General features: G+C 63.2%; 23 protein-coding genes. 6 read left to right on the top strand and 17 right to left on the bottom strand.

Annotation, left to right across the window (positions count from 1 at the left end; all coding sequences use genetic code 11):
* Positions 1–24: 24 nt before the first annotated feature.
* On the bottom strand, positions 25–1,320 hold the full coding sequence (locus tag KJP30_RS22945; protein ID WP_218451869.1) for an adenylosuccinate synthase: 1,296 nt from the start codon (positions 1,318–1,320) through the stop codon (positions 25–27).
* A 140-nt stretch (positions 1,321–1,460) separates the two neighbouring features.
* Here KJP30_RS22945 and KJP30_RS22950 point away from each other — a divergent pair, with 140 nt between their 5' ends.
* A complete protein-coding gene (locus KJP30_RS22950) occupies positions 1,461–1,856 on the top strand; it encodes a DUF6524 family protein (RefSeq protein ID WP_218451870.1) in 396 nt (131 codons plus the stop codon).
* A gap of 87 nt (positions 1,857–1,943) precedes the next feature.
* Here KJP30_RS22950 and KJP30_RS22955 read toward each other — a convergent pair whose 3' ends face one another.
* The 4 genes from KJP30_RS22955 to KJP30_RS22970 all read right to left on the bottom strand — a co-directional run bounded on the left by KJP30_RS22955 (position 1,944) and on the right by KJP30_RS22970 (position 5,123).
* Positions 1,944–2,444: a CAP domain-containing protein gene (locus KJP30_RS22955; RefSeq protein WP_246594714.1), complete on the bottom strand. Its 501-nt coding sequence runs from the start codon at positions 2,442–2,444 to the stop codon at positions 1,944–1,946.
* A gap of 12 nt (positions 2,445–2,456) precedes the next feature.
* Positions 2,457–3,803 (bottom strand): 8-oxoguanine deaminase, encoded by a 1,347-nt coding sequence (locus tag KJP30_RS22960; RefSeq protein ID WP_218451871.1) that lies wholly within the window; start codon positions 3,801–3,803, stop codon positions 2,457–2,459.
* An 86-nt stretch (positions 3,804–3,889) separates the two neighbouring features.
* Positions 3,890–4,699: a histidinol-phosphatase gene (gene hisN / locus KJP30_RS22965; RefSeq protein WP_218451872.1), complete on the bottom strand. Its 810-nt coding sequence runs from the start codon at positions 4,697–4,699 to the stop codon at positions 3,890–3,892.
* Positions 4,700–4,748: 49 nt separating this feature from the next.
* Positions 4,749–5,123 (bottom strand): helix-turn-helix domain-containing protein, encoded by a 375-nt coding sequence (locus tag KJP30_RS22970; protein WP_218451873.1) that lies wholly within the window; start codon positions 5,121–5,123, stop codon positions 4,749–4,751.
* 287 nt (positions 5,124–5,410) lie between these two features.
* Between KJP30_RS22970 and KJP30_RS22975 the strand changes: the two genes are divergently transcribed.
* Entirely contained in the window at positions 5,411–6,379 is a 969-nt protein-coding gene (locus KJP30_RS22975) for an NADPH:quinone oxidoreductase family protein (RefSeq protein ID WP_218451874.1), read from the top strand.
* A gap of 20 nt (positions 6,380–6,399) precedes the next feature.
* Here the strand turns inward: KJP30_RS22975 and KJP30_RS22980 are convergent, their stop codons facing one another.
* Complete coding sequence (locus tag KJP30_RS22980; RefSeq protein WP_218451875.1) at positions 6,400–7,374, bottom strand: Gfo/Idh/MocA family protein; 975 nt, start codon at positions 7,372–7,374, stop codon at positions 6,400–6,402.
* Positions 7,375–7,500: 126 nt separating this feature from the next.
* Here KJP30_RS22980 and KJP30_RS22985 point away from each other — a divergent pair, with 126 nt between their 5' ends.
* Entirely contained in the window at positions 7,501–8,568 is a 1,068-nt protein-coding gene (locus KJP30_RS22985) for a leucine-rich repeat domain-containing protein (RefSeq protein WP_218451876.1), read from the top strand.
* Here KJP30_RS22985 and KJP30_RS22990 read toward each other — a convergent pair.
* Positions 8,556–9,497 carry a 2-dehydropantoate 2-reductase gene (locus tag KJP30_RS22990; RefSeq protein ID WP_218451877.1) on the bottom strand — a complete coding sequence of 314 codons (942 nt, stop codon included), beginning with the start codon at positions 9,495–9,497 and terminating at the stop codon, positions 8,556–8,558. The genes KJP30_RS22985 and KJP30_RS22990 overlap by 13 nt on opposite strands.
* Positions 9,498–9,609: 112 nt before the next feature.
* Entirely contained in the window at positions 9,610–10,506 is an 897-nt protein-coding gene (gene rpoH / locus KJP30_RS22995) for an RNA polymerase sigma factor RpoH (RefSeq protein WP_218451878.1), read from the bottom strand.
* Positions 10,507–10,796: 290 nt separating this feature from the next.
* On the opposite strand from rpoH, the gene KJP30_RS23000 reads away from it, so the two are divergent.
* On the top strand, positions 10,797–11,438 hold the full coding sequence (locus tag KJP30_RS23000; RefSeq protein ID WP_218451879.1) for a DUF4386 domain-containing protein: 642 nt from the start codon (positions 10,797–10,799) through the stop codon (positions 11,436–11,438).
* Between the two features lie 22 nt (positions 11,439–11,460).
* Here the strand turns inward: KJP30_RS23000 and KJP30_RS23005 are convergent, their stop codons facing one another.
* Positions 11,461–11,826, bottom strand: coding sequence for a cupin domain-containing protein (locus KJP30_RS23005; protein ID WP_218451880.1), 366 nt, complete (start codon positions 11,824–11,826; stop codon positions 11,461–11,463).
* Between the two features lie 40 nt (positions 11,827–11,866).
* Complete coding sequence (locus tag KJP30_RS23010) at positions 11,867–12,889, bottom strand: RluA family pseudouridine synthase (protein ID WP_218451881.1); 1,023 nt, start codon at positions 12,887–12,889, stop codon at positions 11,867–11,869.
* Between KJP30_RS23010 and KJP30_RS23015 the strand changes: the two genes are divergently transcribed.
* Complete coding sequence (locus KJP30_RS23015; protein ID WP_218451882.1) at positions 12,888–13,199, top strand: DUF6476 family protein; 312 nt, start codon at positions 12,888–12,890, stop codon at positions 13,197–13,199. The genes KJP30_RS23010 and KJP30_RS23015 overlap by 2 nt on opposite strands.
* 227 nt (positions 13,200–13,426) lie before the next feature.
* Here the strand turns inward: KJP30_RS23015 and hpaH are convergent, their stop codons facing one another.
* The 7 genes from hpaH to KJP30_RS23050 all read right to left on the bottom strand — a co-directional run bounded on the left by hpaH (position 13,427) and on the right by KJP30_RS23050 (position 20,436).
* The gene (hpaH, locus tag KJP30_RS23020) at positions 13,427–14,224 is read right to left on the bottom strand and encodes a 2-oxo-hept-4-ene-1,7-dioate hydratase (RefSeq protein WP_218451883.1); all 798 of its coding nucleotides are present in this window, start codon (positions 14,222–14,224) and stop codon (positions 13,427–13,429) included.
* Positions 14,221–15,084, bottom strand: a complete 864-nt coding sequence (locus KJP30_RS23025; protein ID WP_218451898.1) for a fumarylacetoacetate hydrolase family protein — start codon at positions 15,082–15,084, stop codon at positions 14,221–14,223. Before KJP30_RS23025 ends, hpaH begins: the two co-directional genes overlap by 4 nt.
* A complete protein-coding gene (locus KJP30_RS23030) occupies positions 15,084–16,481 on the bottom strand; it encodes a pyridoxal phosphate-dependent decarboxylase family protein (RefSeq protein ID WP_218451884.1) in 1,398 nt (465 codons plus the stop codon). Before KJP30_RS23030 ends, KJP30_RS23025 begins: the two co-directional genes overlap by 1 nt.
* Before the next feature lie 123 nt (positions 16,482–16,604).
* Positions 16,605–17,585, bottom strand: a complete 981-nt coding sequence (hpaD, locus tag KJP30_RS23035) for a 3,4-dihydroxyphenylacetate 2,3-dioxygenase (protein WP_218451885.1) — start codon at positions 17,583–17,585, stop codon at positions 16,605–16,607.
* A complete protein-coding gene (gene hpaD, locus KJP30_RS23040) occupies positions 17,585–18,445 on the bottom strand; it encodes a 3,4-dihydroxyphenylacetate 2,3-dioxygenase (protein ID WP_218451886.1) in 861 nt (286 codons plus the stop codon). Before hpaD (KJP30_RS23040) ends, hpaD (KJP30_RS23035) begins: the two co-directional genes overlap by 1 nt.
* 80 nt (positions 18,446–18,525) lie before the next feature.
* Positions 18,526–20,037, bottom strand: a complete 1,512-nt coding sequence (gene hpaE, locus KJP30_RS23045) for a 5-carboxymethyl-2-hydroxymuconate semialdehyde dehydrogenase (RefSeq protein WP_218451887.1) — start codon at positions 20,035–20,037, stop codon at positions 18,526–18,528.
* Between the two features lie 9 nt (positions 20,038–20,046).
* The gene (locus KJP30_RS23050; RefSeq protein WP_218451888.1) at positions 20,047–20,436 is read right to left on the bottom strand and encodes a 5-carboxymethyl-2-hydroxymuconate Delta-isomerase; all 390 of its coding nucleotides are present in this window, start codon (positions 20,434–20,436) and stop codon (positions 20,047–20,049) included.
* Between the two features lie 65 nt (positions 20,437–20,501).
* On the opposite strand from KJP30_RS23050, the gene hpaR reads away from it, so the two are divergent.
* Positions 20,502–20,969 (top strand): homoprotocatechuate degradation operon regulator HpaR, encoded by a 468-nt coding sequence (gene hpaR / locus KJP30_RS23055; RefSeq protein WP_218451889.1) that lies wholly within the window; start codon positions 20,502–20,504, stop codon positions 20,967–20,969.
* Positions 20,970–21,142: the final 173 nt, after the last annotated feature.

Consider the following 21,142-nt stretch of genomic DNA (forward strand, 5'->3'; position numbering starts at 1 on the left):
CACCGGGCGCCGCCTGCGGTGGATTTAGTCCGCGAAGGGATCGGTGACCAGAATCGTGTCATCCCGTTCCGGCGACGTGGACAACAGGGCAACCGGGCAACCGATCAGTTCCTCGACACGGCGCACATATTTGATCGCCGCCGCAGGCAGATCCGCCCAGCTGCGCGCGCCCTCGGTCGACTCGCTCCAGCCTGCCATCTCTTCGTAAACGGGCACGCAGCGCGCCTGTTCGTCGGCGGCAAATGGCAGGTAATCCAGCACCTTGCCATCCAGTTCATAGCCCACGCAGATCTTCAGCGTCTCGAAACCGTCCAGCACATCCAGCTTGGTCAGCGAAATGCCGTTCACACCCGAAGTGGCGCAGGTCTGGCGCACCAGAACAGCGTCGAACCAGCCGCACCGGCGCTTGCGCCCGGTGGTTGTGCCAAATTCATGCCCGCGCTCGCCCAGCCGTTGACCGTCCTCGTCCAACAGTTCGGTCGGGAACGGACCTTCCCCCACGCGGGTGGTATAGGCCTTGACGATGCCCAGCACGAAATCGATCGCACCCGGCCCGATCCCGGTGCCGGTGGCCGCCTGCCCCGAAATCACATTGGACGAGGTGACAAAGGGATAGGTGCCAAAGTCGATATCCAGAAGCGCACCCTGCGCGCCTTCGAACAGGATACGCTGTCCGGCGCGGCGACGTTCGTTGAGCACCTTCCAGACCGGTCCCGCATAGGGCAGGATCTGCGCCGCAATCTCCTTCAGTTGCGCCAACAGGGCCGCGCGGTCGATCGGTTCGATCCCCAGCCCCTTGCGCAGCGGATCGTGATGCTGCAATGCGCGGTCCACCCGCGCCTCCAGCGTCGCTTCATCCGCAAGGTCCGCAACACGCACAGCGCGCCGCCCGACCTTGTCCTCATAGGCCGGACCGATTCCGCGCCCCGTGGTGCCAATCTTGGTCCCTTTCGAGGCGGCTTCTTCGCGTGCGCGATCCAATTCGCCGTGGATCGGCAGGATCAGCGGCGTGTTCTCGGCGATCATCAGCGTTTCGGGCGTGATCTCCACCCCCTGTGCGCGCACGGTCTCGATTTCCTTGACCAGGTGCCAGGGGTCAAGGACCACGCCATTGCCGATCACCGACAGCTTGCCCTTGCGCACCACGCCCGACGGCAGGGCATGCAGCTTGTAGACCTTGCCCTCGACCACAAGCGTGTGACCGGCATTGTGACCGCCCTGAAAACGGCAGATCACATCCGCCCGGCTCGACAGCCAGTCGACGATCTTGCCCTTGCCTTCGTCACCCCACTGCGCGCCCACGACGACCACATTAGCCATGGCATTCCCCTTTACGGCGTTGCAAACCCGCGCGTGTATACGCGCGCAATGCCGCCGGTGAAACCGCAAAATCGCCGCAAGGCACTGGACAGGCGCGGCGCATCAGGGCAGCAAGGCGGCAAAGTGATGGAGGTCCCCCGATGAGTTTCCTGCTGCGCTGGCTTTTTGCCTTCGTCCTGCTGGCCGCCACCTATAACCCGAGCCAGTTCAACTATATCCGCTGGGCCATGACCAACGTGGACGGAAACCTGCCGTTGGTTGTGCTGTTCGGAATCGTGCTGCTGATCGGATATATCATCTACCTGCGCGCCACGCTCAGGTCGATCGGCGTGCTGGGGATGGCCCTGGTCCTCGGGCTTGTGGGCGCGATTCTCTGGGCATTGGTCTATTATGGACTGCTTGACCTGTCAGATCCGAAACTGTCGACCTGGATCGGCATCTTTGCCCTGTCGCTGGTGCTGGGCGTGGGGCTCAGCTGGTCGATCATCCGGCGCAAGCTCTCCGGTCAGGTCGATATGGACGACGTCGAAGAATAGACCTGTGCTTCGGGCACACGCCTTAGGGACGGTGGGCGGGGCGACGTTGCGGCCAAGGGCCGCGACGAGCGTCGTCCGGCGTCCCCGTCAACAGCCGTCGCGCCCCACCACCATGACCCAACTGTCGCGGTCGCTGCGCACCAGCCCGTATTGCGTGGCCCCCGACGCCAACATGTTGCGGCGATGCCCGGGCGACCCGGCCCAGTCGGACATGACTTCGGCCAGCGAACGCTGACCCTTGGCAATATTCTCGGCAATCATGCAGGGGCGATAGCCCAGCTTTTCCGCCCGGGTCATGGGATTGCCGCCTCCGGGAGCCACGTGATCGAAAAAGCCCCGGCGATCCATGTCCAGAGCATGCGCCCGCGCCGCCGCCTCAAGCTTGGCTGAACGCGACAGCGGCGGCAGGCCATGTTCGGCCCGAAAGGCATTCAGCGCTGCGCCCCCTTGCCCGGTCCCGAAACCGCCAAACCCGCGCGTTGCGGTTTCGGCACGCGGGGCGCCCTGCCCCGAAAATCGTCCCATCTTGGGCACCACGCCGCAGGACGCCACAGCGGCGCAGACCGCAAACATCAAGACCAGACGCATCGACCTCTCCCCCTAGAGTTGCTCTGCCAGCCGCCGCGCCAGTGCATTCTGGCGCCTGACCGCCGCGTCGAGGTCAAAGCTGACCATCCGACCGTCCTCGACCAGCACGCGGCCTTCGACCACAAGGTATCGCACGCGCTGTGGCCCGGCCAGAAGCAGCGCCGCCGGATCCCAGCTACCGGCGCTTTCCAGCCCACTGACATCCCAAAGCGCCAGATCCGCCCGCTTGCCCGGCGCGATCTGGCCGCAGTCCGTCCGCCCAAGCACCTGCGCCCCACCGCGCGTCGCAATCCACAGCGCCTCGCGTGCGCTCATCGCGTCCGCGCCGCGTGTGACGCGTTGCAACAGCATGGCCTGCCGCGCCTCCGCCGCCAGATTTCCGGCGTCATTGCTGGCAGAACCATCGACCCCCAGCCCCACATTGACCCCGGCGTCGCGCATCGCCCGCACCGGGGCGATGCCGCTGCCCAGACGACAATTGGAACAGGGGCAATGGGCAACACCCGTTCCTGAACGTGCAAAGAGGTTGATCTCGCGGTCGTCCAGCTTGACACAATGCGCGTGCCAGACATCCTCGCCGGTCCAGCCGAGGTCTTCAGCGTATTGGCCGGGGCGACAGCCGAACCGCGTCTCGCTATAGGCGATATCCTCGTCGTTTTCCGCCAGATGGGTGTGCAGCCGCACGCCCTTGTCCCGCGCAAGCAGCGCCGCATCCCGCATCAACTCGCGGCTGACGGAAAACGGCGAACAGGGGGCGACACCCACGCGCACCATCGCTCCATCCGAGGCATCGTGGAAGGCGTCGATCACACGGATGCAATCCTCAAGGATCGCAGCCTCATCTTCGACCAAGGCATCCGGTGGCAGCCCCCCGGCGCTTTCCCCGATACTCATCGCGCCGCGCGTTGGGTGAAACCGCAGGCCCACCTCGCGCGCGGCCGCGATGGTATCGTCCAGCCGTGAACCATTCGGGTACAGATACAAATGGTCCGAAGACATGGTGCACCCGGACAGCGCCAGTTCTGCGAGCCCGATCTGCGCCGAGGTGAACATCTCGTCCGGGCCAAATCGGGCCCAGATCGGGTAGAGCGTCTTGAGCCAGCCGAACAACAGCGCGTCCTGCCCGCCGGGAACGGCCCGGGTCAGGGTCTGGTACAGGTGGTGATGCGTGTTCACCAAGCCCGGCGTCACCACACAGCGGGCGGCGTCTATCACGCGTCCTTGGGTGGTCAGCCCCTGCCCGATTTCGACTATGACACCGCCGCGCAGGCGGATGTCGGCCTGTGTCAGCTCGCTGCCCGCATCATCCATGCATAGAACAGTGCGTGCATTGCGGATCAGGATTTCGGTTTTTGCCATGTCAGCCCCTCACAAACCCCTTTTCGGTGAGAGACCGGAACGGGACCGCCAGAAAAGGGAAAGGACGCGGACCCTAAAGCGCGACCTTAGCTTGCGGCGCGCAAGAGGTCCAGCGCGGCGGCGTGCAGCTCTGGTGTGGCGGCGGCCAAGGCCCGACCGCCGTCATGCACCGGCCCGCCCTCCCAGTTGGTGACAACACCGCCAGCGGCTTCGATCACTGCGATGGGGGCAAGGATGTCATAGGTGTGCAGCCCTGCCTCGATGACCAGATCGATCTGTCCCGCAGCCAACAGCGCATAGGCATAACAATCCATGCCATAACGCACCAGCCGCGCCTCGGCTGCCACCCGTTCGAACCCGGCGCGATCCTCCGGCGTGCCGACTTCGGGGAAGGTGGTGAAAAGGATCGCCTCTTCAAGGCGGGTCGTACCGCGCACGGCCAGCGCCCCACCGCCGTGAGGTCCGGCAAAATCGGCGCGCCCAAGCCCGCCGCGAAAGCGTTCCTGTGTATAGGGCTGGTCGATGACCCCGTAGATCGGCCCGTTTGCGTCGCGCACCGCGATCAGGACCCCCCAGGTTGGCGTGCCAGACAAGAATCCCCGCGTGCCATCAATCGGATCCAGAACCCATGTCAGGCCGCTGATGCCGGGTTGGGCACCGTATTCCTCACCCAGGATCGCATCTTCGGGGCGGCGTTGCGCCAGAACATCCCGCATGGCACGTTCAGCGGCGCGATCGGCCACCGTAACCGGATCGAAAGCCCCACCGCCGGCCTTGTTTTCGGCCGACAGGTCTCGCTGACGAAAATGTGGAAGAATGGTTTCGCCGGCAGCGGCGGCCATCGCCTCTGCCGTTTCGATCAGTTCATTGGCAAGTACTGCCGGAATCCGGTCCATGCGTCCCTCCTGTGGCCCGATGCCGGGCTACAGCAGGGACGAGCGCGGCTCAAGCCACGTCGGACAGCACGCGCGCCAGTTCGAACAGGCGGCGACGCTGGTTTTCCGGGATCGCATAGTAGGACCGGACAAGGTCCAGTGCTTCCTTGTCGCCCATGATGTCCGCAGGCACGCTTTCGGCAGCGGTTTCCTCGCCGGCATTCTCGCTCTCAATGCCTTCGAAGAAAAAGCTGACCGGCACGTCCAGGGCATCGGCGATGTCCCAGAGACGAGACGCGCTGACACGGTTTGCGCCTGTTTCGTACTTCTGGATTTGCTGGAACTTGATGCCGACGCGCTCCGCCAGTTGCTGCTGCGTCATGCCCACAAGCCAGCGGCGATGCCGAATGCGTTTACCGACGTGTACGTCAACGGGGTGCGCCATCTGAGTCTTCCTGTTCTATGGGTGTGACCAGATGAGCCGGGACCGTACCCCAATCCCCCAGAACCAGCGTCATCTAACACGTTTATGACATAAAGAGCTACATCATAACGGTCTTCAAAATCAAGTCGCGCAACCACCTCTTGATGGTAAACGGATCCGGAAAACACGACAAAGTTGAACTGCGCCTGAAAGACTCTGGTTACTTTTTGTTCCGCGCGACACCGCCGACGCTTTGACTTGCACGCAAACTTCGGTAGGCAAAGACAAAACTGCAAGCGGAGGACCGGATGCGCGCCTTTTACCTGACAGACCACGAAGCCCCGGCAGAGCTGTGCGACATTTCCGTTCCGGCCCCCGCAAAGGGTGAAATCCGGCTGCGGATCGCAGCCTGTGGCCTGAATTTCGCGGACCTACTGATGCAGAAAGGCACCTATCAGGATACGCCAGAGCTGCCTTTCGTGCTGGGAATGGAGGTCTCGGGAATCGTCGATGCGCTTGGCGAAGGCGTCGAAGGCTTCGCCCCCGGCGACCGGGTGGCGGTTTTTGGCGGCAAGGGCGGGCTTGCGGAATACGGGTGTTTCGAAGCCAACCGGGCGGTGAAACTGCCCGACAGCATGGGCTGGACCGATGCCGCAGGTTTCCAGATCGCCTATGGCACCAGCCATCTGGCGCTGGACCATCGGGCACGGCTGCAACCCGGCGAAACGCTGCTGGTCCTTGGGGCGGCGGGGGGCGTGGGCCTGACCGCCGTCGAGATCGGCAAGCTGATGGGCGCCCGCGTCGTGGCCTGTGCGCGCGGCAAGGACAAGCTGGAAGCTGCCAAGGCCGCCGGGGCCGATCACCTGATCGACGCCACGGATGGCGACATCCGGGCCGAGATGAAGGCGCTTGGCGGCGCGGACGTGGTTTATGATCCGGTGGGCGGTGAACAGTTCACGGCGGCCTTTCGGTCTTGTCGCCCCGAGGGCCGCATCCTGACCATTGGATTTGCCAGCGGTGATGTCCCGCAGATCAAGGCCAACCACCTGATGGTCAAGAACCTTTCGGTGATGGGCCTGTATTGGGGCGGTTATCTTGCCTTCCGGCCCGAGGTGCTGACCGGATCGCTGGCACAACTGATGGCATGGCACGGCGAAGGTCGCCTGAAACCGCATGTCAGCAACGTTCTGCCGCTGGACCGCGCCGCCGAAGGCATGGAACTGCTGCGCAGCCGTAAATCCACCGGCAAGGTGGTCATCACCATTGCCGACCTGTAGCGCCGCAAGGCAGGCGGGCCTCAGCCCGCCTCTTTTGCCCAGACCATATCGATCATTGCCTGCGTGCCGCGGCTGAATTCCAAGGGACAGGGGTATTCCGCACGGTCCAGCACCGTGGCATTGAACGCCTCAACCTGATGGACATAGTGGTTGTCCGCTGGAAAACGGTGGACCGTTTCCACCAGATCTCGGGACTGAAGCACCACGCGCGCCTCGCCGTATACACCGGCGTTGAATGGCGCGCTCAGCTTCATGACGCCTTCTTCGCCGTGAAACACCACCTCTTGCCACGGAGCCATCCGCATCGACACAACCCCGGTGTAGTGAAACGAAGGAAAACGCGCGGTGACATGTGTCCAGACATCCACGCCGTTTTCGCGGTCTACCACGGCCGATAGGATTTCCGACGGCTCTTCGCCGGTCACGAAACGCGCCGCCCCGTAGATATAGACCCCGATGTCCGGCACCGCGCCGCCGCCCGTATCCGGCCGGTTGCGAATGTTCTCGGTGTCGACGCGGTTGTCGTAGGAAAACGCCGCCGAGACCCGCACCAGCTTTCCGATTGTGCCCTCACGGTAGAGTTGCGCCGCCTTTTGCCATTGGGGATGATGCACGATCATATAAGCTTCGGCCGCAAGCAGCCCGGTGGCGTCGCGTTTGGCGATCACGGCATCGAATTCCGGGGCGGACATGGCCAGCGGCTTTTCCACCAGCACGTGCTTGCCGGCCTCAAGAGCCTTGATCGTCCATTCGACATGCAGATGATTGGGCAGCGGCACATAGACCGCGTCGATGTCAGGATCGGCCAGCAGCGCCTCATAGCTGTCATGAACCACCAGTCCCGGTGCAAGCGCCGCAAACGGTGCGGCCTTCTCTGCCGATGAGGTTGCAAGGGCGGCAAGGCGCCCCCGCCGCCCCATGTGAATGGCTGGTCCCATGTGCTGACGCGCGAATTTCGCCGCGCCCAGAATACCCCAACGAACGTGATCGGCCATCTTGTCCTCCCCGAAATTGTTAGCGCAAACTTGGCCCATCGCGGCGCGCCGCGCAACCTCGGCTTGCGCATGATGACGCCGAATGGCATCACCCGGCGCGACCAATGACCTTTGCGGAAACTCCAGATGTTGCGTGCCCTTTCCCTTGCGCTGTGCCTTCTAGCCCCTGCCGCCTTTGCGCAGGACTGCATCCAGATCGGCGACCATTGCCTGACGCCCCAAACCGATGGCGTGAAAATCGGCCCCGATGCCTTGAAAGACTTGCCGAAACTGTCCCAAACGCCTTGGGTCACGCGGGTCGAATTGCACGGCGACGGTGATCCGGCGCGCACCGTGGACCTTGCTCCGCTCAACAGCCTCGACCGGATGACTTATCTGCGGGTGCAGGACTTGCCGGGCGCGCGGTGGGATGACGTGGACCTGCCACATCTCCTTGCCATCCGGCTTCAGGACAATGACCTGGCCGAGTTCGGATTTCTCGGGCGTATGACCTCGCTCAAAGCGTTGTGGCTGCGAGATGTTGTTGGCCTGTCTGATATTCCCCCCACCACTCTGGGCACGGTCGAAAACCTGCGTCTGAACGGGCCCAGCCTGCGGGATCTGGACGCGAACGGCGCGTTGAGCAACCTTCGGATTCTCGGTTTCTGGGACGTGACGCTGGCGGATTTACAGGGTCTTGGCCCGACCCCGGCGCTGCAACTCCTGAATGTCGACGGTGTCGACATTACCAGTCTGGACGGGCTGACCGTCGGCCCCGCCTTTACGGAACTGATGGCCGAAGGTTCCGGCCTCGTGGACATTGCCGCCTTGGAACCGGCGATGAATCTGGAATCCCTGCGCGCTAAGAACAGCAAGATCCGTGACATCTCGGCGCTTGCAGGAAAGACGCGTCTCAAGACCCTGTTCCTGACCGGAACACAGGTCGAAGACCTCTCTCCCATCAAGGGAATGACCGCGCTGCAATTGCTCAGCTTCTCTGACACGCCGGTGACGGATATTTCGGCATTGGCTGGTCTGCCAGAGCTTGTGGGCATCTACATGAACGTGACGCATGTCACCGATTTCACACCCCTGCTGGAAAACCGCGAGGACATCCTATTGCGGATCAACTCGGACAAGGTCATGGCCAGCGGCAGACTGCCAGCCTTCATCGCCGAGGAAGGATGGAAACGCGGACCGCTTTACGAGGATTGACCGGCTGCTGTCTCCAACCGGTCGGCCACCGGTTTGAGCGCGGCGTAAAACACCGAATGGATCGGTGTCGGAACGCCATGTTCCCGCCCCAGCCGCACCACGTCACCGCTGAGATATTCGTGTTCCAGCGGTTTGCCGTTGCGCAGGTCGTCCAGCATAGAGGCATGCATGTGGTCGGGCAGCATTTCAACGAAATGCCAGTTCCGCTCCAGCAGGTCATCGGGCAGGTCGGGCACGACGGCCTTGCCGACCTGCACGGCCTCGGCGATGGCGTCCCGGAACAACTGCCGGGACTCGGCAGTCTCTCGCAGCGGGCCGATGTTTTCGCCTGTCAGCGTCGTCATTGAGGCCAGCACGGACTGACCGCAGAATTTCGACCAAAGTTCGTGCAGGATATTGTCCAGAGGTTGCGGGCTTGTGCCTGCCTCGGCCAGCGCCTGTTCCAACCGGCGGCAGCGCGCGCTGATGCCGCCATCCGCCTCGCCGAACAGCAATATGTCCAGCGGCGCCGTATGGGTGATGACCCCGGGGCGCGTGATTTCACCCGGAATGCGGGCAACGCCGGGTACGACATGTTTTTGCCCGACAACCGCGGCAAGACGCTGCCATGCGCTGATCCCGTTCTGGCAGGTCACCACCATGGTGTCCGGTGTCAGCATCGGTGTGATCTGCTGACCTGCCGCTTCGACATCGCGGTTCTTGACCATGAACAGCACCAGATCCACCGGGCCGACCTCTGCCGGATCGTCGGTCGCACGGACCTGCGGCAGCGTCATGTCCCCCCTTGGGCTGATGACCGTCAGACCGGAGGCCTGCATCGCCCGCAGATGCGCACCGCGCGCAATGAACCAGACCTCGTGCCCGGCCTCTTGCAGGCGCGCGCCAAAGTAGCCCCCCAGCGCCCCGGCCCCCATGATCGCGATTTTCATGCCGTGCTCCCCGCTGCTGATCTCTTTCAGCTAAGCGCGCGACCCTACGTCAAGGCAACAAAAAAGGCGGAGCATTTACAGCCCCGCCTTTGCGTCTATTGATGCCGATCGGTCAGACTGCGGCCAGCATGCCCTGCTCTTTGGCAAGGTCGCGCATCCGCTTTTGCAGCTTTTCAAACGCGCGCACCTCGATCTGGCGAATCCGCTCTCGGGACACGTCATATTGCCCCGATAGCTCTTCGAGCGTGACCGCCTGATCCGTCAGGCGGCGTTGGGTCAGAATGTCCTTTTCGCGGTCGTTCAGGACGTCCATCGCCTCGACCAGCAAAGCGCGGCGCGCCTCAAGCTCATCACGTTCGGCATAGTCGCCAGCCTGATCGGCATCTTCGTCTTCCAGCCAATCCTGCCATTGCATCGTGCCTTCGCCTTCGGACCCGACAGTGGCGTTCAGCGAAGCGTCACCACCGGACAGTCGGCGGTTCATGCTGATGACCTCATCCTGGGTCACGCCAAGATCGGTGGCGATCTTTTCCACGTGTTCCGGACGCAGGTCGCCATCCTCCAGCGCGCCGATGCGGCTCTTTGCCTTGCGCAGGTTGAAGAACAGCTTTTTTTGCGCGCTGGTGGTGCCCAGCTTCACAAGCGACCACGACCGCAGGATGTATTCCTGAATCGAGGCACGGATCCACCACATGGCGTAGGTTGCCAGACGAAAGCCTTTTTCCGGGTCAAAGCGTTTCACCGCCTGCATCAGGCCGACGTTGGCCTCGGAAATCACTTCGGCCTGCGGCAGACCGTAGCCGCGATAGCCCATGGCGATCTTGGCCGCCAATCGCAGGTGCGACGTGACCAACTGGTGCGCCGCACCGGTGTCTTCGTCCTCGACCCAACGTTTGGCGAGCATGTATTCCTGTTCAGGCTCCAGAAGCGGAAACTTCCGAATTTCCTGAAGGTATCGGCTCAGGCCGGCCTCCGGCGAGGGCGCCGGCAAATTCTTGTAGTTCGACATCTCGTCTGTTCCCTCTGTTCGGACCCGTATGTTACGCGGTTTAACATGAAATAGGTACTGAACCGAAGAGTTCAAGTCCTGCACCGTTAGCGGTAGCTTGGCAAATCAGTTAAGATCGCAAAGCACCCGCGTCACCCTTTATGTCAAAGCGTCACAGAGACGTGCTTGGTTCCCTCCGACTTGAAACATATACATTTACGCATGACTATACTGCATATCACGTCAATTTTCAACTTTATCAGCATGGATTAAGACCGTTCCGACGCTTTTGATCCGCGAAAGGCACTGCCATGATTGATCCCCAGACCCAATCTGCATCTACGCGCAGTGCCGGTGCGCTTTATCTTGTGATCATCCTTTGCGGACTGACCGCAGAGCTGGCATTGCGGGGTCCGCTGTTGCAGGGCGCCCCGCCCGACGTGGCCCAGGCGATCGCCAGCAACATGCGGCAATTCCGGCTCAGCCTGCTGGCGGACGTGGTCATGTTGCTGGCAGATATTGCGCTGGCACTGCTGTTCTATGACCTGCTCAAGACCCGGTCCAAAACCATGGCACGCGCTGCGATGGTGTTTCGACTTGGCCAGGCGGTCTTGATCGGGGCCAGCCTGATCGCCCTGTCCAGCGCCCCGGCCCTATTGACGGATGCGCCGCGCCTTGCCGTCCACATGACCCAGATGCACGGGCTGGGATATGACATCGGTCTGATCCTGTTCGGCGTGAACAGCCTGATCATGGCCAGGCTATTGTCGATGGGCGCAACGCCGCGCCTTCTGGCAATAGGGATTGCTGCCGCCGGTTTGGTCTATCTGGCGGGTGGCGTGTTGCGCCTGATCGCACCGGACCTGTGGGAGAGCTTTCAGCCCGCCTATCTGGTTTGCATCCTGTCGGAAAGCGCGCTCTGTCTGTGGCTGCTGATCGCAGGACGGATCTGACCCGGACACAGCGCGCATCGTGTCATTCAGCCTGAACGATCACGCCTTCGAAATCCGTCTCGCCGATCACACAGGTATGGTGCCCCTTGCCGGTGGTATCTTCCATACGCAGGATGTCGCCCGGCCCGATCTCGCGCGTTTCGCCATCGCTGGTGGTCACGCGCAACCGCCCCCTGAGACAGAACAGCGTCTGCCGCTTGGGTGTCGGATGGATCGGCTCGTCCCAGCCTGCCTGCATCGACAGGAACACCATGGCGCGCGCCTCTTCCGGGGCCGAAACAAGGATGTCCTGCGCAGGCGGCGCAAAGACGGTTTCGGTCAGGGTTACATCCACATCGCGCCAATGGCTTTCACCGGCGACGTCGCTGTACATCAGGTTGATGCGCATGGGCTCTCCTAAGCACTGGCCAATACGGCCCTTGATCAATTCAAATCGCGCGCAAAGCAGCCAGCAAGTTGGCCATGTCCGGCGGCAGATCGCTATGGAACATCAGCGCCTCACCCGTCACCGGATGATCAAAGCCCAGTTCCGCCGCGTGCAGCGCCTGTCGACTGAACCCTCTGGCCGGCTCATAGGCCGCGCCCAGCGCCTTTTCCGACAGTTTGCGACGCCCGCCATAGACAGGATCACCGATCAGAGCATGACCCGCATGGGCCATGTGAACACGGATCTGATGCGTGCGCCCGGTTTCGAGACGGCATTCCACAAGGCTGACACCGGCCGGCTGGCCAAAGCGTTCCAACGTCCGGACATGGGTGATCGCATGCCGTCCCTGCCCGTTGAAATAGACCGCCTGTTTCTGCCGTTCGGTGCGGTGCCGCGCCAGACCACTGGTGATCGTCACGCCGCCCTCAGGCCCGGCTGAGACACCGCGCGTGCCCAAAAGCCGCGGATCGGCAAGATCCGGCACACCATGCGCCAGCGCAAGATAGGCCCGCCGCGCCGAGTGTTTCTCGAACTGTTCGGCCAGCCCGTGATGCGCCCGGTCGGATTTCGCCACCACCAGCAAACCGCTGGTATCCTTGTCGATCCGGTGCACGATCCCGGGCCGCTTTTCGCCGCCGATGCCGGACAGCGCCCCGCCGAAATGATGCAGCAACGCATTGACCAGCGTCCCGTCAGGCGATCCGGGGGCAGGATGCACCACCATACCTGCCGGTTTGTCGACCACGATCAGATCCTCGTCCTCCCAGACCACGGTCAGCGGGATGTCCTGCGGCAACACATCGTAATCCTCGGGCGGCGGCACCGCGATCTCGATCACATCGCCCGCCGCGACCTTGGCCTTGGGATCATCCAGAACCGCCCCGCCGCGCGTGACGGCCCCTTCGGAAATCAACCGCGCCAGCCGGGTCCGCGAGAGCGCGGCCGCCTCTGGCACATCGCGCGCCAGCGCCTTATCAAGGCGCGGCGGCGGATTGTCCGCGATTTCGACCCGAAGGATGTCCATGGCTTCTCCCGATCCCGAAGACGATCTGCCCGAACCGCCCTCGCTGCGCTTTCTGCGTGTGCTTGTCACGATCCTGACGGCGGTGATGATTGCCGGGATCATCGGGATCCTCGGCCTGATCTGGCACCGCTATAGCAATGCCCGCGCGCCGCTGCCAGAGGTCATCACCCTGCCCGATGGCACAACAGCCAGCGCCTACACCCAGGGCGTGGACTGGTACGCCGTGGTCACCACCGACGACCGCATCCTGATCTTCGACCGTGCCACCGGCAAATTGCGCCAGGAGATGCGCGTCGAACCGGCCCGGTAACGCCCTGCCGTCCGCCTGTTTCCCGGAGCCGCCCCTCGCTTGATGCCGAAAAGAGCCGGGCGGGGGCGGGATGCAAGGGGGCGCAGCCCCACCGCAGGTGGCTTGCCCTTGCATCACGGCCCGGTCCGGTTCAGGCCATCAAGAGCGAGCGGTGGCCCCGGGACACAGGCGACAGGCTTGTTTACTGGTGAGCCCTGAAGCAGCCTTTCCCGCCCTTCCGGCACCGCTTATTCGAAACTGATGGCGACCGCGCCGAACTCACCGAAATCCGCTTCGACCATGCAACCCGGCGGGCACTCCACGGGGCGAATGAAAGAACCGGACAAGACCACCTGCCCCGCCACGAGCCCCTGCTCGTAACCGGCCAGTCGCTCGACCAGCCAGACGATGCCCATCACCGGATCGTTCAGCACCCCGGCGCCCAGCCCGGTCTCTTCGACCACACCATCACGCGCCACGATGGCGCCGGTCCAGCGCAGATCCACCAGCCGAGGGTTCACCTGCCGGTCCCCCAACACAATTCCGGCGTTCGCGGCATTGTCGGCGATGGTGTCACAGACGTTCCGCAGCTGTCCGCTGGCCGGATCCCTGCGCAGGATCCGCGTGTCAAGGATCTCCAGCGACGCACAGACGTAGTCGGTGGCGGCGATCACCTCTTCCCGCGTCACCACCCCCTGCAAGGGGGCCTTCATGACAAAGGCGATCTCGGCCTCGACGCGTGGCTGGATGAACCGCCCCCTGGGCACCACGCCACCGTTTTCGAACACCATGTCATCCAGCAGCACACCGCTGTCCGGCGTTTCGATGCCCAGCGCATCCTGCATCGCCCGCGAGGTCAGGCCAATCTTCCAGCCAACCTGTCGCCGCCCCTGCGCCTGCCGCGCCGTCACATATGAGGCCTGAACCGCATAAGCGTCATCCATGGTCATCCCCGGATACGCCAGTGACAAAAGGCCGATCTGTTGCCGCCCCGCCTCGGCCCTCACCAAGGCCTGCGCGGCGGCGTGTACCTCATCCTCGGTCACTGTTCGTCCTCCACCCCGTTGCGCAGGGTACCGATCCCCTCGGCCTCGACCTCGACCACATCCCCGGGCTTCAGCCAGACCGGCGGGTCCAGTCGCGCTCCCGCCCCCGTTGGGGTGCCGCAGATCAGCACATCCCCCGGCACCAATGTGCAGAAGGTCGAGACGTAGTTCACGATATAGCGGAAGTCATAAATCATCCGCGAGGTCCGGTCCTGCTGACGCACCTCGCCGTTCACGCGGGTTTCCAGCGCAATATCATCCAGTTGCGCGGCATTGGTGAAAGGCACCAGCCAAGGACCGATTGCCCCCGACCGATCCCAGTTCTTGCCCTGCGTGACGTTGAACTTGGCGTGCCGCACCCAGTCGCGGATCGTCCCCTCGTTGCAAAGCGTCAGCGCCGCAACATGGTCATAGGCCGCCTCGCGCGGAATACGCCGCCCCCCCTTGCCAATCACCAGAACGATCTCGCCCTCGTAATCCAGCTGTTCCGATTCCGGTGGTCGCACAAGGTTCGCGCCATGGCCCACGAAAGACCCCGGGAACCGGATGAACAAAGAAGGTTTCGACGGCGCCGCCTGCCCGTCCTTGTACTCGGCATTCCGGTCAGGGTAGTTCACCCCGACACAGATGATCTTTTCCGGCGCCGGGATCGGCGGCTCCAAGACCACCGCCTCCAAGGGCAGATCCGCAGCGCGCCCCGCCCCCTGCATGAAGATCTCTTTCAGCGCATCCGCCGCGATCACCTCGCGCAGGGTGGGATAGTGCGGATTGGCCGTCGACAGGTCGATTACCCCCTCCCCGGTGTGCAACCCGTAGGACAGCCGCCCCTCGTGACGGTACGTGACGAAATGAGGTGTCATCATGGCTTTGCCCTCGCAATCTCTGTGATGACATCCACCGCCATCAGAACATCGTCGCGGGTACAGTCGAACTGCCCCACCTGGAACCGGATCACCTTGCGCCCGGCGTGCAACCCTTGCGTGACATAGATCCGCCCGTCCGCGTTGATCGCATCCACCAGCGCCTGCTGTGCCGCGTCATCGCCCGCCCCCCGGAAGCTGAACAGCGACAGGATCGGTTCGGTCACGATCTCGAATCCGGCGGCCCGCAGGGCCTCACAAACCTCGCCCGCCCATTCCACATGGTTGCGCAGCCGCGCCCGCAATCCTTCCAACCCGTAGTAGCGCAAGAGAAACCACAGCTTCAGCGCCCGGAACCGCCGGCCCAGAGGGATCGTCCACTCCGAGTAATTCACCACCTCCGATCCGGAGGTCTTCAGGTACTCCGGCTCGATCTTCAGCGTGTCGATCTGCTGGCCGGGATCCTTCAGGAACTGGACCGAACAATCGAACTGCGCACCCAGCCATTTGTGCGGGTTGAAAACAATGCTGTCGCAGAGCTCCACTCCGGGCCAGAACTCTACCCGAAACTCGGGGCAGATCATCGCCGACCCGGCCCATGCCGCATCCAGATGCAGGTACAGGCCCTCCTCCTGCGCCACCTGCCCGACCCCGGTCAACGCATCCCACGCGCCCACCCCGGTCGCCCCGGTCACCGCGATGATCCCCGCGGGCACATGCCCCGCCGCTCGATCCTCGGCAATCCGCGCGCGCAAGGCAGCCACGTCCATGCCAAATCCCGGCGCGCCCGTAGTGCCAAGTTTCACAAGGTTCTCCTGCCCGATCCCGGCCACCCAACAGGCCCGGTCGATCGACGAATGCACCTGATCCGAACAATAGATCCGCAACTGCCCCTTGCCCGACAAGCCCTCGCGGTTCCCGGTCCAGCCGGTCGCCCGCTCACGCATTGTCAGAACCGCCGACAGGGTCGCCGAAGAGGCCGAATCCTGGATCACCCCCGACCAGCCATCCGGCAAGCCCATGGCCTGCCGCAGCCAGTCGATCATGACACCTTCCATCTCGGTCGCCATGGGCGAGGTCTGCCATAACATGCATTGCGGCGCCAAAGTGCTCACCAGCATCTCGGCCAGCATCGAAACCGGCGCGGCATTGGCCGGGAAATAGGCAAAGAAGCGCGGGTGCTGCCAATGGGTCAGCCCATCCGGCACGATCCGTTCGAAATCCGCCCAGATCGCCTCCATGGCCTCGCCCTGCTCCGGCGGCACCTGTCCCAGACGCGCAGCGCAATCCCCGGGCGCCACATCCGGCCGCACCGGCCTGTCGCGCAACCCCGCGTGGTAGCGGGCCCCGAACGCCGCAGCCTTCGCCCCCCAATCCGCGAATTCATCCCAATTCATGCCTCGCCGCCCCGTGCTTCTTTGGTTGTCAAAATACCTCGGGGGAGGCTCGCAGAGCCGGGGGCAGCGCCCCCAACCCGCGCGCATATGCGCGCTCCCCCGGTCGTGCCAAAGGCGCGCCCGTCAAGGTGCCACGATGGGCGTCGCCCGCAAGACCGCCGCCACCGGTTCCACCCCGTCAAAAACCGATCCTTCCTCGAACCAGGATCGTGGTGCCGGCGCGCCCCACAGGGTCTGGCGCTGCGGATCCTTCAGATCCCAGCGGATCGGCTCAAGGTCCGGGTCCACCGTCTGGTAATCCGAACAATAGATCTCGATCCGGTGCCCGTCCGGATCGCGGATATACAGGAAGAAAGCATTGGAGATCCCGTGCCGGCCCGGCCCCCGTTCGATATTCGCGAGGTAGCCGGTGGTCGACATCAGGTCCAACAGGTCGATGATGTTCAAAGGCGTCGGCACCCAGAAGGCGGTGTGATGCAGCCGCGGCCCGGTGCCATTGGTAAAGGCCACGTCATGCACGCCCCCTTTGCGATGCATCCAGGCCGCCCAAAGCCGTTTGCTCTCGTCGTCCTCGGTATATTCCGTGACCCGGAACCCCAACCGCCCATACCACTCCACGGCCCTGTCCACATCCGGCGCGAAACAGTTGAAATGGTCGATCCGCAGCGGTTTGACCCCATGGTATAGCTTGTACTGCTGGTGAATCGGCGGCAGCCGGTCCATGCGGAAATAGAACTCCATCGGCGCGCCGAAACAATCATGGGTGCGAAGCGTCCGCCCCTGATGTGAGCGGTCCACCCAATCCACCGCATGACCCTCGGCCACGAACCAGTCATGCGCCTTGTCCAGGTCCTCCTCGGAATAGACCTTGTAAGACAGGTAACGGACCGAAGCCGCATCGGCCTTGCGCAGCACCATGCAATGATGCCCACGCTCCTCCATCGCGCGCAGGCACAGCATTTCCGGTGTCTCTTCGGTCACCTGCAACCCCAGCGTATCGACGTAGAAGGCCCGGCTGGCGGCAAGGTCCGTCACCCCGTATTCAACATGGCTCAGACGCACGATGTTGAAGGGCGGGTAAAGAACAGGGTCAGGGATCGGCATCACGCGCCCTCCAGATCAAAGACAACATTGGCCTGCCCCGTGCCGGAGCTTGGAAAATACGCGCCGATCACCTCGCCGCGCCCGCGATAGCCATCCCAGCCCAGCGCCGCCATCAGCATCACGGTGTCATGCATATTGCCTTCACCGTCACAATGTTCGGCATAATCAGGCAGGATCTTCAGAAAGGTCTCGATGTCGCCGCGCCGCCACATGTCCAGCACCATCAGGTCCACCTGCCGGTTGAACTCCTTGGAAATGGTAAAGGTGCCATTGTTCTCGGCATAAATCTCCGTCGGCCAGATGTGATGCGACAAAGACCCCGAGGCAATCAGCGCCACCTTGGCATCGCTGGCCTCGATCGCCTTGCGGATACCCACCCCCACCTTGCGTGAACTCTCATGGCTGTGCACCTGACACATGGCCGAGACCGAAACCACCTTCAGCGCCCGGTCGGCGTTCATGAACCGCATCGGCACCAGCGTGCCATATTCCAGATCAAGGCTTTCGACCTGATGGCTCAGCGTATGCGTCCCCTCGGCGCTGGCATATTCCGCGATCAGATCCCCCAAGGCCGGGTTGCCGTCATAGTCATAGTCCATGTCCCGGATGAACTGCGGGAACTCGTGGCTGGCATAACAGCCCGTGAAACGCGGCAGCGCGTTGACGTGATAGCCCGCGTTCACCATCCAATGGGTGTCCAGCACCACGAAGGTATCCGCCCCGGCCGCGCGCGCGCGCCGCCCGATCTCGCGATGCCCGTCGATGGCCTGCTGGCGGCAGCCTTTCAAAGGCCCCTCCTGCTCCGACATCAGCATGGTCGGCACATGCGTGACCTTGGCCGCCAATACCAGTTCGCCCATTCTCTCCTCCTCCGCTGCCGTTCGGCACTGCCCTGGCTTCTTCTTGGTCCAAATACTCGAACACGGCCCGCAGGGCCGATTCATCCCCCCAGCTTCGGAATCCTGTGCGCCCCGGTGGCAAAGCTGACGTTGACCGTCTCCATGTAGAAATCGAACGACCAGTCGCCGCCGTCGCGGCCAATACCGCTGGCCTTGACCCCGCCAAAGGGTGTTGGCAGGTGGCGAACGTTCTCCGAGTTCACCCACATCATGCCCGCTTCCAGCCGCTCGGTCATGCGCAGCGCGCGGGTCAGGTCATTGGTCCACAGATAGGCGGTCAGCCCATAGTCGGTGTCATTGGCAATCGACATCGCCTCTGCCTCATTGGCAAAAGGGATCGCGGTCAGCACCGGGCCGAAAATCTCTTCCCGCGCCACAGCCATGTTGTTGTTGGCATGGGTGAACAGCGTCGGGGCCACGTAACAGCCCTCTTCGCCAACCTTCACACCCCCGGCGGCCACGGTCGCTCCTTCGGCGCGCGCCTTGTCGAAATAGCCCAGCACTTTCTTTTCATGCACCGGGTGGATCAGCGGGCCAACCACGGTCTCCGGGTCCAGAGGATGCCCAACCTTGATGCGAGATGCACGCTCGGCCACCCTTGCACAGAAGTCATCATAGATCGTGTCCTGCACCAATAGCCGCGAAGACGAGGTGCAGCGCTCGCCATTCAGCGAATAGATCATGAAAACCGCCGCATCCACCGCGCGTTCCAGATCCGCGTCGTCAAAAACGATCACCGGGTTCTTGCCGCCCAGTTCGAAATGCACACGCTTCAGCGTCTCGGACCCCTGCCGCATGATCATGGAACCGGTGCGGCTTTCGCCGACAAAGGCAATCGCCTTGATGCCGGGGTGTTCGGTCAGGGCACGGCCCGCATCTTCTCCCATCCCGTTCACGACGTTCAGGACACCGGGCGGCAGCCCCGCCTCTTCGGCGATCTCGACCAGCAGCTTTGCCGACATGGGCGAAAACTCGGCCGGTTTCTGCACCACCGTACAACCCGCCGCCAAAGCCGGGGCGATCTTCCAGGTCGACAACATGAACGGCGTGTTCCAGGGAGTGATGACGCCAACCGGTCCGATGGGGCGGCGCGAGGTCATGTTGATCTGGCCCGGCGCGTGCAGGGTCTGGCCGTCGCGCGCCTCGGGCGCCTTGTCAGCGAAGAACCGGAAATTCTCGGCCCCGCGGATCGCCGCCTTGGACATGAAGCGGATCGCCTGCCCGGTGTCCATGCTTTCGACCAGCGCGATTTCCTCGGCCCGGGCCACGATGCCATCGGCGACCTTGTGCAAGATCGCGCGCCGGTCTTTGCCCGGCATGTCGCGCCATGCCTCGAAGGCTTCGCTTGCCGCCCGAACAGCCGCGTCGATGTCCTGTGCATCGCCCTTGACCACCGGTGCCAGCACACTGCCATCCACGGGAGAGATCGTCTCGAACCGGGCGCCCGTAACGGCTGCGGCCTCGGCACCGCCGATATGGTTCAACACACCATCGCGTTTGAATCGTGCCAGCGCAGCCTCGGCTTTGGACAGGTTCTGGGTCAGATCACTCATGACATCCTCTCAGCTCTCCGCCTTCAGGCGGGCGTGAACGGGATTGGCTTTCCAGCTCAACTCCGGATCGATTTCGCGAATTTCCAGCGACAGCATGAAATGCGGTTGCGCCAGCAAATCGGCCACGGCCTCTTGTGCGGCGGCAAAGACAGCTTGACCCGCCGCCGCCAGCGCGGGTTTGCTGCGTCCTGCGCCAACGGACAGCTCAAGGGCCAGAAAATGATTGTCGGAATGCCGGTCAGCCACGCAGACCTCGTCGCAGCGATGCGCCTTGATCCGGATTCCGGCCAGCGGAAAAAACCCCGTTTCCACCATGGCCCCATGGAGCCTGCCACAGAGCGCCCGCATGTCGGTCAGCGCCTCCAGTCCCGGCGAATATTCCACCCTCAGATGCGGCATCGTTTCGCCCTCCCCTTGACGCTTAACATGTTAAATAAATATCACCCTGTCAACCGGAGAGTCCCATGACACCCCCAACCGCCCCAGACTTTCCGCTTTCGACCACCCAACGCACCCTGCCGATCGCATTGCTGCGGGCGCGTGAGGCCGTCATGGAACGCTTTCGGCCCATGCTGCGCGAGATCGACATCACCGAACAACAATGGCGCGTCCTTCGGGTGATTCAGGAAGCAAATGAGATAGATGCGACCCAACTGGCGCGGGCCGCCTGTGTGCTTGCGCCGTCATTGTCACGCATCCTCAAGGCGCTGGAAGCGCAGGACCTGATCGCGCAACAACGGGACAAGAACGACCGGCGCAGGACGCTGGTCCGCATGACCGAAAAGGGCGAAACCCTTCTGCACGAGGCCGGACAGGTCAGCGCCAAGATCTATGCCGAGATCGAGCAACGGCTGGGGGCCGACCGAATCGCGGATCTGCTGGACGCCCTCGACCAGCTCACCAAAGATCTGTCACCGCCCGAAACGCCGTAACCCCACACGCCCCGCCGTATCCGGCGGGGATCGCCTCAGACGAAATCCGCCGCGGTCACGTCGCCGGGGTTCAGCCCTTCGAGCGTGATGAAGACCGACGGATCCGAGGTCAGCGCGATCCGTTCGCCGCCCGCCACCGTGGTGATCGTCAGATCCGCGAAGGTCAGCCCGCC

This window comes from Antarctobacter sediminis, assembly GCF_019218285.1.
In the GTDB taxonomy this organism is placed as follows: Bacteria; Pseudomonadota; Alphaproteobacteria; order Rhodobacterales; family Rhodobacteraceae; genus Antarctobacter; species Antarctobacter sediminis.

What these genes read in the sequence shown, in the direction of transcription:
- KJP30_RS22945 (WP_218451869.1), bottom strand. Translation starts at nt 1,320, where the DNA reads ATGGCTAATGTGGTCGTCGTGGGCGCGCAGTGGGGTGACGAAGGCAAG.
- KJP30_RS22950 (WP_218451870.1), top strand. Translation starts at nt 1,461, where the DNA reads ATGAGTTTCCTGCTGCGCTGGCTTTTTGCCTTCGTCCTGCTGGCCGCC.
- KJP30_RS22955 (WP_246594714.1), bottom strand. Translation starts at nt 2,444, where the DNA reads ATGCGTCTGGTCTTGATGTTTGCGGTCTGCGCCGCTGTGGCGTCCTGC.
- KJP30_RS22960 (WP_218451871.1), bottom strand. Translation starts at nt 3,803, where the DNA reads ATGGCAAAAACCGAAATCCTGATCCGCAATGCACGCACTGTTCTATGC.
- hisN (WP_218451872.1), bottom strand. Translation starts at nt 4,699, where the DNA reads ATGGACCGGATTCCGGCAGTACTTGCCAATGAACTGATCGAAACGGCA.
- KJP30_RS22970 (WP_218451873.1), bottom strand. Translation starts at nt 5,123, where the DNA reads ATGGCGCACCCCGTTGACGTACACGTCGGTAAACGCATTCGGCATCGC.
- KJP30_RS22975 (WP_218451874.1), top strand. Translation starts at nt 5,411, where the DNA reads ATGCGCGCCTTTTACCTGACAGACCACGAAGCCCCGGCAGAGCTGTGC.
- KJP30_RS22980 (WP_218451875.1), bottom strand. Translation starts at nt 7,374, where the DNA reads ATGGCCGATCACGTTCGTTGGGGTATTCTGGGCGCGGCGAAATTCGCG.
- KJP30_RS22985 (WP_218451876.1), top strand. Translation starts at nt 7,501, where the DNA reads ATGTTGCGTGCCCTTTCCCTTGCGCTGTGCCTTCTAGCCCCTGCCGCC.
- KJP30_RS22990 (WP_218451877.1), bottom strand. Translation starts at nt 9,497, where the DNA reads ATGAAAATCGCGATCATGGGGGCCGGGGCGCTGGGGGGCTACTTTGGC.
- rpoH (WP_218451878.1), bottom strand. Translation starts at nt 10,506, where the DNA reads ATGTCGAACTACAAGAATTTGCCGGCGCCCTCGCCGGAGGCCGGCCTG.
- KJP30_RS23000 (WP_218451879.1), top strand. Translation starts at nt 10,797, where the DNA reads ATGATTGATCCCCAGACCCAATCTGCATCTACGCGCAGTGCCGGTGCG.
- KJP30_RS23005 (WP_218451880.1), bottom strand. Translation starts at nt 11,826, where the DNA reads ATGCGCATCAACCTGATGTACAGCGACGTCGCCGGTGAAAGCCATTGG.
- KJP30_RS23015 (WP_218451882.1), top strand. Translation starts at nt 12,888, where the DNA reads ATGGCTTCTCCCGATCCCGAAGACGATCTGCCCGAACCGCCCTCGCTG.
- KJP30_RS23010 (WP_218451881.1), bottom strand. Translation starts at nt 12,889, where the DNA reads ATGGACATCCTTCGGGTCGAAATCGCGGACAATCCGCCGCCGCGCCTT.
- KJP30_RS23025 (WP_218451898.1), bottom strand. Translation starts at nt 15,084, where the DNA reads ATGACACCTCATTTCGTCACGTACCGTCACGAGGGGCGGCTGTCCTAC.
- KJP30_RS23030 (WP_218451884.1), bottom strand. Translation starts at nt 16,481, where the DNA reads ATGAATTGGGATGAATTCGCGGATTGGGGGGCGAAGGCTGCGGCGTTC.
- hpaD (WP_218451885.1), bottom strand. Translation starts at nt 17,585, where the DNA reads ATGCCGATCCCTGACCCTGTTCTTTACCCGCCCTTCAACATCGTGCGT.
- hpaD (WP_218451886.1), bottom strand. Translation starts at nt 18,445, where the DNA reads ATGGGCGAACTGGTATTGGCGGCCAAGGTCACGCATGTGCCGACCATG.
- hpaE (WP_218451887.1), bottom strand. Translation starts at nt 20,037, where the DNA reads ATGAGTGATCTGACCCAGAACCTGTCCAAAGCCGAGGCTGCGCTGGCA.
- KJP30_RS23050 (WP_218451888.1), bottom strand. Translation starts at nt 20,436, where the DNA reads ATGCCGCATCTGAGGGTGGAATATTCGCCGGGACTGGAGGCGCTGACC.
- hpaR (WP_218451889.1), top strand. Translation starts at nt 20,502, where the DNA reads ATGACACCCCCAACCGCCCCAGACTTTCCGCTTTCGACCACCCAACGC.